General features: G+C 72.5%; 8 protein-coding genes. 2 read left to right on the forward strand and 6 right to left on the reverse strand.

What is annotated here, in order from left to right:
* Positions 1-25: 25 nt before the first annotated feature.
* Positions 26-349, reverse strand: coding sequence for a hypothetical protein (locus C3488_RS32435; protein WP_103844457.1), 324 nt, complete (start codon positions 347-349; stop codon positions 26-28).
* 52 nt (positions 350-401) lie between these two features.
* On the opposite strand from C3488_RS32435, the gene C3488_RS32440 reads away from it, so the two are divergent.
* The gene (locus tag C3488_RS32440) at positions 402-749 is read left to right on the forward strand and encodes an SCP2 sterol-binding domain-containing protein (protein ID WP_103844458.1); all 348 of its coding nucleotides are present in this window, start codon (positions 402-404) and stop codon (positions 747-749) included.
* Here the strand turns inward: C3488_RS32440 and C3488_RS32445 are convergent.
* From C3488_RS32445 to C3488_RS32460, 4 genes are read right to left on the reverse strand one after another with little or no spacing between them, the layout of a single operon-like run.
* The gene (locus C3488_RS32445; RefSeq protein WP_181139287.1) at positions 733-1,611 is read right to left on the reverse strand and encodes an ABC transporter ATP-binding protein; all 879 of its coding nucleotides are present in this window, start codon (positions 1,609-1,611) and stop codon (positions 733-735) included. The two genes, C3488_RS32440 and C3488_RS32445, sit on opposite strands and share 17 nt — an antisense overlap.
* 37 nt (positions 1,612-1,648) lie before the next feature.
* Positions 1,649-2,683, reverse strand: a complete 1,035-nt coding sequence (locus C3488_RS32450) for an iron chelate uptake ABC transporter family permease subunit (RefSeq protein ID WP_103844459.1) — start codon at positions 2,681-2,683, stop codon at positions 1,649-1,651.
* A complete protein-coding gene (locus C3488_RS32455; protein ID WP_103844460.1) occupies positions 2,680-3,723 on the reverse strand; it encodes an iron ABC transporter permease in 1,044 nt (347 codons plus the stop codon). Before C3488_RS32455 ends, C3488_RS32450 begins: the two co-directional genes overlap by 4 nt.
* Before the next feature lie 53 nt (positions 3,724-3,776).
* Positions 3,777-4,805 carry an HAD hydrolase-like protein gene (locus C3488_RS32460; RefSeq protein ID WP_103844461.1) on the reverse strand — a complete coding sequence of 343 codons (1,029 nt, stop codon included), beginning with the start codon at positions 4,803-4,805 and terminating at the stop codon, positions 3,777-3,779.
* Between the two features lie 71 nt (positions 4,806-4,876).
* On the opposite strand from C3488_RS32460, the gene C3488_RS32465 reads away from it, so the two are divergent.
* Complete coding sequence (locus tag C3488_RS32465; RefSeq protein ID WP_103844462.1) at positions 4,877-6,166, forward strand: DUF1015 family protein; 1,290 nt, start codon at positions 4,877-4,879, stop codon at positions 6,164-6,166.
* Between the two features lie 63 nt (positions 6,167-6,229).
* Here C3488_RS32465 and C3488_RS32470 read toward each other — a convergent pair whose 3' ends face one another.
* A complete protein-coding gene (locus tag C3488_RS32470; protein WP_103844465.1) occupies positions 6,230-6,958 on the reverse strand; it encodes a tetratricopeptide repeat protein in 729 nt (242 codons plus the stop codon).
* Positions 6,959-7,281: the final 323 nt, after the last annotated feature.

Here is a 7,281-nt window from a genome sequence, read left to right on the forward strand (position 1 = left end):
TTCGAAAGGTACGACCCGAAGGGTCTCATCGAGGGGTGGCGGTCTGGTGACCGGTGGGAGCCGGAGGCCCGGGGCGGGCGTCCAGCGCGGTGAGCGCGTCCCGCAGCCCCCCATGTACATCCTCGTACACCTCGATGTGCCCGTCCGTGGCGAGGTGGTCGGCGTCGGCGAGACGCTCCAGGGCCGCGTCCACATCGGCGTTGCCGGTGGGGGTCCGGGGCACGTTCAGCGGGGCGGGCGCGGCGGGGTCGTCCTCCGGCTCGAACGCGGAGTCCGCCGGAGCGTCCGGCCCCGTTACCGCTGCTTCCGCCGGGGGCCGGGCCCCGGCCTCCGTCACAGAGTCGCTCATGCCACGACGCTACCGCGAAGCGCTGACAGGCTCTGAGGTACCGTCGCTCACGATGGCGACGATTGAGGAGTGCCGCAGCGCACTCGAGAAGTTCTCGGACAACCTGGCGGGCGCTGAAGGGGACGCGCGGGAGGCCGCGGCCCTGGACCGCTCGCTGAGCTGTCATATCACCGACCTGGACGTCACCTTCGTCGGCCGCCTCGAGGACGGCCGGATCGAGGTGCTGGACACGCTCCAGGGGCCACCGCACGAGAAGGCCCAGATCAGACTCGCCATGACCGGGGACGACCTGGTGGCGATGGTCGACGGGGAACTGCACTTCGCCAGGGCGTGGGGCTCGGGCCGGGTCAAGCTGGAGGCGGGACTGAGGGACCTGTTCCGCCTCAGGAGGCTTCTCTAGCGGCAGCCGCGGCCGCCTGTGCCCGTGACCTGCGGGCCGCCGGGACCACCAGCGGCGTTCCGGTCTCCGGGTCGGAGATGACCTGGCAGCGCAGGCCGAAGACCTCCTCCACCAGCTCGGCCGTGACGATGTCGTTCGGGGCGCCCTCGGCGACGACCCTGCCGCCGCGCAGGGCGATGAGGTGGGTGGCGTACCGGGCCGCGTGGTTGAGGTCGTGCAGGACGGCGACCAGGGTGTGCCCCTGCTCCTCGTGCAGTTCGGCGCACAGGTCGAGCACGTCGATCTGGTGCTGGATGTCGAGGTAGGTGGTCGGCTCGTCGAGCAGCAGCAGCGGGGTCTGCTGGGCGAGCGCCATGGCGATCCACACGCGCTGCCGCTGGCCGCCGGAGAGCTCGTCGACGTAGCGGTCGGCCAGCTCCGCGACGCCGGTCCGTGCCATGGACTCCTTCACGACCCGCTCGTCCTCACCGGACCACTGGCGCAGGAGTCCCTGGTGCGGGTACCGGCCGCGCCCGACCAGATCCGCGACGGTGATCCCGTCGGGTGCGAGGGAGGACTGCGGGAGCAGGCCCAAGGTGCGCGCGACCTTCTTGGCGGGCATCGACTGGATGACCTGCCCGTCCAGCAGTACCCGCCCCCGCGCGGGCTTGAGCATCCGGGACAGGGCGCGCAGCAGCGTGGACTTGCCGCAGGCGTTCGGGCCGACGATCACGGTGAAGGAGTTGTCGGGGATCTCCACGGACAACCGCTCGGCGATCACGCGCTGGTCGTAGGCGAGGGTGACGTCGTCGGCGCAGAGGCGGTTCACAATGCTCCTCGTGGTCCTGGTGTCGTTCGTGTCCGTTCCACCCGCGGCCTTCATCTGCGGCCCTTCCGCCATGTCCGGCCCTTCCGCGGGCTCATATCCGGCCCGCCCTGCGCTCGGTGACCAGCAGCCACAGCAGGTAGGCGCCGCCGAGGACGCCGGTCACGACTCCCACGGGAAGCTGGTCCGCCCCGAAGACACGCTGCGAGGCCCAGTCGGCGACGATCAGCAGGGTGGCGCCCATGACCATGGAGGCCACCAGGCTCGGCTGCGAGCGGGTGAGCCGGCGGGCGAGCTGCGGCGCGGTCAGCGCCAGGAACCCGACCGGGCCCGCGGCGGCCGTGGCACCGGCGGTCAGCAGCACCGCGGACACCATCAGCAGCAGCCGTACGCGCTCCACCCGTACGCCGAGTGCGCTCGAGACGTCGTCGCCCATCTCCATCATCCGCAGCCCACGGGCGTTGCCGAGGACGAGCGGTACGAGGACGGCGCAGAGGGCGAAGAGCGGCCGGACCTGGTCCCAGTCGCGACCGCCCAGCGAGCCCGTCATCCAGACGATCGCGCGGGCCGCGTCGACCATGTCGGCCTTGGTGAGCAGAAACCCGTTGACCGCCGTCATGATCGCGGACACGCCGATGCCGACCAGGACGAGCCGGTAACCGTGCACGCCCTGCCTCCGGGCGAACAGATAGATGGCGGCTCCGGTCACCAGGCCGCCGGCGAGCGCGCCCAGGGCGACCTGGGTGGCGCTGCCGGAGAACAGCACGATCACCATCAGCGCACCTGCCGTCGCCCCCTGATTGAGGCCGAGCACGTCGGGACTGCCCAGCGGATTGCGGGAGAGGGACTGGAACAGGGCGCCGCCGAGCCCGAGCGAGGCGCCGACCAGCAGACCGACGAGCACCCGCGGGAGCCGCAGCTCGGTGACGATGAACTCCTGACCCGGTTTGCCGTCGCCGGCCAGTGCTCTGAGGACGTCCCCGGCCGGGATCGGGAAGTCGCCGGTGCCGATCAGCAGCACGCTCCCGGTGAGCGCGAAGAGCAGGAGCAAGGCGACGACGGCGAGCGAGCGGACGTCCAGTCGCAAGGACAGCCGGCCGGGGGCCGTGAGGACACGCTGGGACTTCACAGTCGGGCCGTCCTCCGTCGCCGTACGAGAAAGATGAAGACCGGGCCGCCGAGCAGCGCGGTCACGATGCCCACCTGGAGCTCGGCGGGCCTTGCGACGACTCGGCCGACGACGTCTGCGCCGAGCAGCAGCACCGGCGACAGGACGGTCGCGTACGGCAGGATCCAGCGCAGATCGGGGCCGGTGAAGGACCGTACGGCGTGCGGGACCATCAGCCCGACGAACACGATCGGCCCGCAGGCGGCGGTCGCGGCCCCGCAGAGGACGGTGGCGGCCGCCATGGACAGGGCGCGGGTGCGGCGCGGATGCGCGCCGAGTGCACGGGCGGCGTCGTCGCCCATCGCCACGGCGTTCAGCGGGCGGGCGAGCGCGAGCGCGAGGACCGTACCGGCCAGCAGGAACGGCAGGACCTGCCGGATGGTCGCGTCCGTCGCCGAGGCCAGTGACCCGACGGTCCAGAAGCGCATCTTGCCGAGCGCGGCGTCGTCCATGATCATCACGGCCTGGAGGTAGCCGTACAGCGCGGCGCTGATCGCGGTTCCGGCGAGCGCCAGCCGCACCGGGGTGGCGCCCCGGCTGCCGCCGAGGAACCACACCAGGGCTCCCACGGCGGCCGCGCCGAGGAAGGCGAACCACACATAGCCGCTCAGGCTGGTGACACCGAAGTACGTGATGGCGGTGACGACGGCCGCGGACGCGCCCGCGTTGATGCCGAGCAGGCCCGGATCGGCCAGTGGGTTGCGGGTGAGCGCCTGAAGGACGGCACCGGCGAGGCCGAGCGCGGCGCCGGCCAGCAGGCCGAGCACCGTGCGCGACAGCCGGTCGCCGACCACGACGTCGGCGTACGTCCCCGAGTCGTGGAACAGGCCGTGCCAGACCTGCGCCGGCGAGAGGCCTTTCGCCCCGATCGCGATGCTCGCCAGCGCGACGAACGCCAGGATCACGACCGAGACGAGGAGCCCGAGGGACCGTATCGCCCGGTGGGTCGGGGGTGCGGGGACGGTGTCCGCACGCGGTTCGGGAGGGCTGTCGAGCAACACCAGGTTAGGTTAGCCTACCCTCGCTTCGCCTCTCGACCGGCCGTCCCCACCGCTCACAGCCCCAGCCGCGCCAGCGCCTTCCCCCCGTCCAGCCCGCACGAACCCTTCCCGGCCGCCGTCCAGGCAGCCGCACACAGCGCCCGCAGCCCGTCCAGAGCCTCCCCGTCCCCCTCCAGGTGCAGCCTCTCCTCCTGTGCTGTCGCCGTCCAGCCGCCGCAGCGGAATCCACCGGCCGCCGCGACCACCTCCGGCTGCCCCGTCAGCAGTCCGCGCAGATCCGCGTCCACGTACGTCGGCCGGTGCTGCGGGGGCGCCGCAAGCAGTTGCGCGCCGTCCGTCACGCCCGTCAGGACCAGCAGCGAGTCGACTCCGCCGTTGAACGCGCCCTCGATGTCCGTGTCCAGCCTGTCCCCCACCACCAGCGGCCGCTCGGCGCCCGTGCGCAGAATCGTCTCGCGGTGCATCGGCGGCAGCGGCTTGCCCGCCACCTGCGGCTCCGCACCGGTCGCGATCCGTACGACCTCGACGGCCGCCCCGTTGCCCGGCGCGATACCGCGGGCGCTCGGAATCGTCAGATCCGTGTTCGAAGCGAACCACGGAACCCCGCGCGCGATGGCGTAACACGCCTCCGCGAACCGCCCCCACGGCAGCTCGGGTCCGCCATAGCCCTGCACCACGGCCACCGGGTCGTCGTCGGCCGACTCGACCGGTACGAGCCCCCGCTCCCGGAGTGCGACCCGCAGCCCCTCGCCACCGATCACCAGCACCCGCGCCCCTACGGGCACCTGCTCACTGATCAGCCGGGCCACCGCCTGTGCCGAGGTGATGACGTCCGAGGCACCCGTCGGTATCCCCAGCTCCGTCAGGTGCTCGGCCACCACGTCCGGCGTACGCAGCGCGTTGTTCGTCACGTACGCCAGATGCATCCCGCCCCGGCTCGCCGATCCCAGCGACTCCACGGCGTGCGCGATCGCGCTCCCGCCCGCGTACACCACGCCGTCCAGGTCGAGCAGCGCCGTGTCGTACGCCTCACTCAGGGGCGCATCACTGCCCTCGGGCCGCGTCCTGACGGTCTGGCTCATTACGCATCGCTCCTCGTTCGATCCCTTCCCCCGATCATCCCGCACGGCACTGACACACTTACGATGCATCAATGAACACTGCAGGTAGCGGGGACGTACCGGCGCACACGGGCCTTGACCTGGCCCCCTTCCGGGGCCTGCGCTACGACCCTGACCGCGTCGGCAGCCTCGCCGCGGTCACCTCACCGCCGTACGACGTCGTCGTGCGCCCGGACGGACTCCTCCATCTGGAGTCGGCGGACCCGCACAACATCGTGCGCCTCATACTGCCCCAGGCGGCGACCCCGGCGGCACGCACCAAGCAGGCGGCGGAGACCCTGCGCCGCTGGCTCGCGGAGGGCGTCCTGAGGACCGACACCGAGCCCGGCCTGTACGTCTACGAGCAGCGGGGCGGCGGGGTGCTCCAGCGCGGCCTCATAGGGGCGCTGCGCGTCTCGGAGCCCTCGGAGGGCGTGGTACTGCCTCACGAGGACGTCATGCCGCACGTCATCGCGGACCGTGCGGCCCTGATGCGCGCCACCTGCGCCAACCTCGAACCCCTGCTGCTCACCTACCGCGGCGACGGCTCCGAGACCGGCGCCACCGCGGTCGTCGAACGCACCGTCGAACGCCTCCCACTGCTGGCCACCACCACGGAGGACGGTTTCAGCCACCGCCTGTGGTCGGTGACGGATCCTGACTCCCTGGCGGAGATCCGGACGGACCTGGCACGGCACCAGGCCCTGATCGCCGACGGCCACCACCGCTGGGCGACCTATGTGCGTCTACGCGCGGAGCACACCTCCCCGAGCCCGTGGGACTACGGCCTGGTCCTGCTGGTGGACACCGTCCGCTACCCGCTGAGGGTCCGGGCGATCCACCGCCTCCTGCACCGGCTTCCGGTCGCCGAGGCGCTGTCCGCCCTCGAGGGCCTGTTCCGCGTACGCGACCTGCGTCTGCCGCTGCCCGAGGCCCTGGAGGTGCTGGCCGACGCCGCCTGCGCCGGCAACGCCTACCTCCTCGCCGGCGACGGCGTCTTCCACCTGGTCGACCAGCCGTCCCCGGACCTCCTGGCCCGTACGGTCCCGGCGGACCGCCCCCAGGCGTGGCGCACGCTGGACGCGACGGTCCTGCACGCCGCGCTCCTGGAACACGTCTGGCGCATCCCCGAGGACTCGCCGCAAGACATCGCCTACATCCACGACACGGCCGCCACCGTCGAGAAGGCCGAGCGCGACGGCGGCACGGCGGTCCTGATGCACCCGGTCCGCGAGGAGGTCGTCCGCGAACTGGCCCGCCAGGGCGTGACGATGCCGCGCAAGTCGACGTCGTTCGGCCCGAAGCCGGCGTCGGGGCTGGTGCTGCGGGCGTTGGAGCTCTGACATGCGACAGGGCGGGGCCCGCTGGGGTCCCGCCCTGTCCGGTCCCGGTGCCGCAGACCGGCGTCAGTCGTCGTCGCCGTCGCCCTCGGCGGCGTCGGACTCGCTCTCGCCCTCGTCCAGGGCGTCGAAGAACTCCACACCGTCCAGCTCGGCGAGCCGGTCGGAGGCGTCCGTGCTGCCGTCCCTGTCGGCCTCCACGGCCTTGGCGAACCACTCGCGCGCCTCGCCCTCCCGGCCGGCGGCCAGCAGCGCGTCGGCGTACGCGTACCGCAGCCGCGCGGTCCACGGCTGGACGGAGTTGGACGCCAGCTCGGGGCTCTGCAGCGTCACGATCGCCGCGTCGAGCTGCCCCATGTCTCGGCGCGCACCGGCCGCCACCAGCCGCATCTCGACCTGACCAGCCTTGTCCAGCTTGTGCACCTCGGGCGCACCGGCCATGTCGAGCGCCTTCTCGGGCCGGCCGAGACCACGCTCGCAGTCCGCCATGACGGGCCACAGGTCGACGTTGCCCGTCATACGCCGGGCGGCCCGGAACTCGGCAAGCGCCTCACCGTACTTCTGGTTGGCGTACGCGGCGAAGCCGGCCGCCTCGCGCACGGCGGCGACGCGGGACGCGAGCCGCAGCGCCACCTTCGAGTACGCGTACGCGCCTTCCGGGTCCTCGTCGATGAGCCGGGCGACCATCACCAGGTTCTTGGCGACGTCCTCGGCGAGCGTCTTGGGCAGGCTCTGAAGCTCCTGCCGTACGTCCTTGTCGATCTCCTCACCGGTGACGTCCTCCGGGATCGGCAGCCGCTTGATCGGCTCCCGGTCCCGGTCCCGCTCCCGCTCCTCGCGGAACCGGCCGCCACCGCGCCGGTCGTCGCCACGCCGGTCGTCACGGCTGCGGAAGCCCCCGGGGCGACCGCCGCGGTCGTCGCGCCCGCGGACGCCACCGGGACGCCCACCGCGATCGTCGCGCCCACGGAAGCCGCCGCGGTCGGAACGGCTGTCGTCACGGCGGAAGCCCCGGTCGTCGCGGCTGTCGTCACGGCGCGGACCGGACGGCCGATCGTCACGACGGAAGCCCCGGTCGTCGCGGCTGTCGTCACGGCGCGGACCGGAGGCCGATCGTC

Source organism: Streptomyces sp. Ru72, assembly GCF_002920635.1.
GTDB lineage: Bacteria > Actinomycetota > Actinomycetes > Streptomycetales > Streptomycetaceae > Streptomyces.

Excerpts from the sequence above, each read along its gene's own strand:
- C3488_RS32435 (WP_103844457.1), bottom strand. The coding sequence starts at position 349 with ATGAGCGACTCTGTGACGGAGGCCGGGGCCCGGCCCCCGGCGGAAGCA.
- C3488_RS32445 (WP_181139287.1), bottom strand. The coding sequence starts at position 1,611 with ATGAAGGCCGCGGGTGGAACGGACACGAACGACACCAGGACCACGAGG.
- C3488_RS32460 (WP_103844461.1), bottom strand. The coding sequence starts at position 4,805 with ATGAGCCAGACCGTCAGGACGCGGCCCGAGGGCAGTGATGCGCCCCTG.
- C3488_RS32465 (WP_103844462.1), top strand. The coding sequence starts at position 4,877 with ATGAACACTGCAGGTAGCGGGGACGTACCGGCGCACACGGGCCTTGAC.
- C3488_RS32440 (WP_103844458.1), top strand. The coding sequence starts at position 402 with ATGGCGACGATTGAGGAGTGCCGCAGCGCACTCGAGAAGTTCTCGGAC.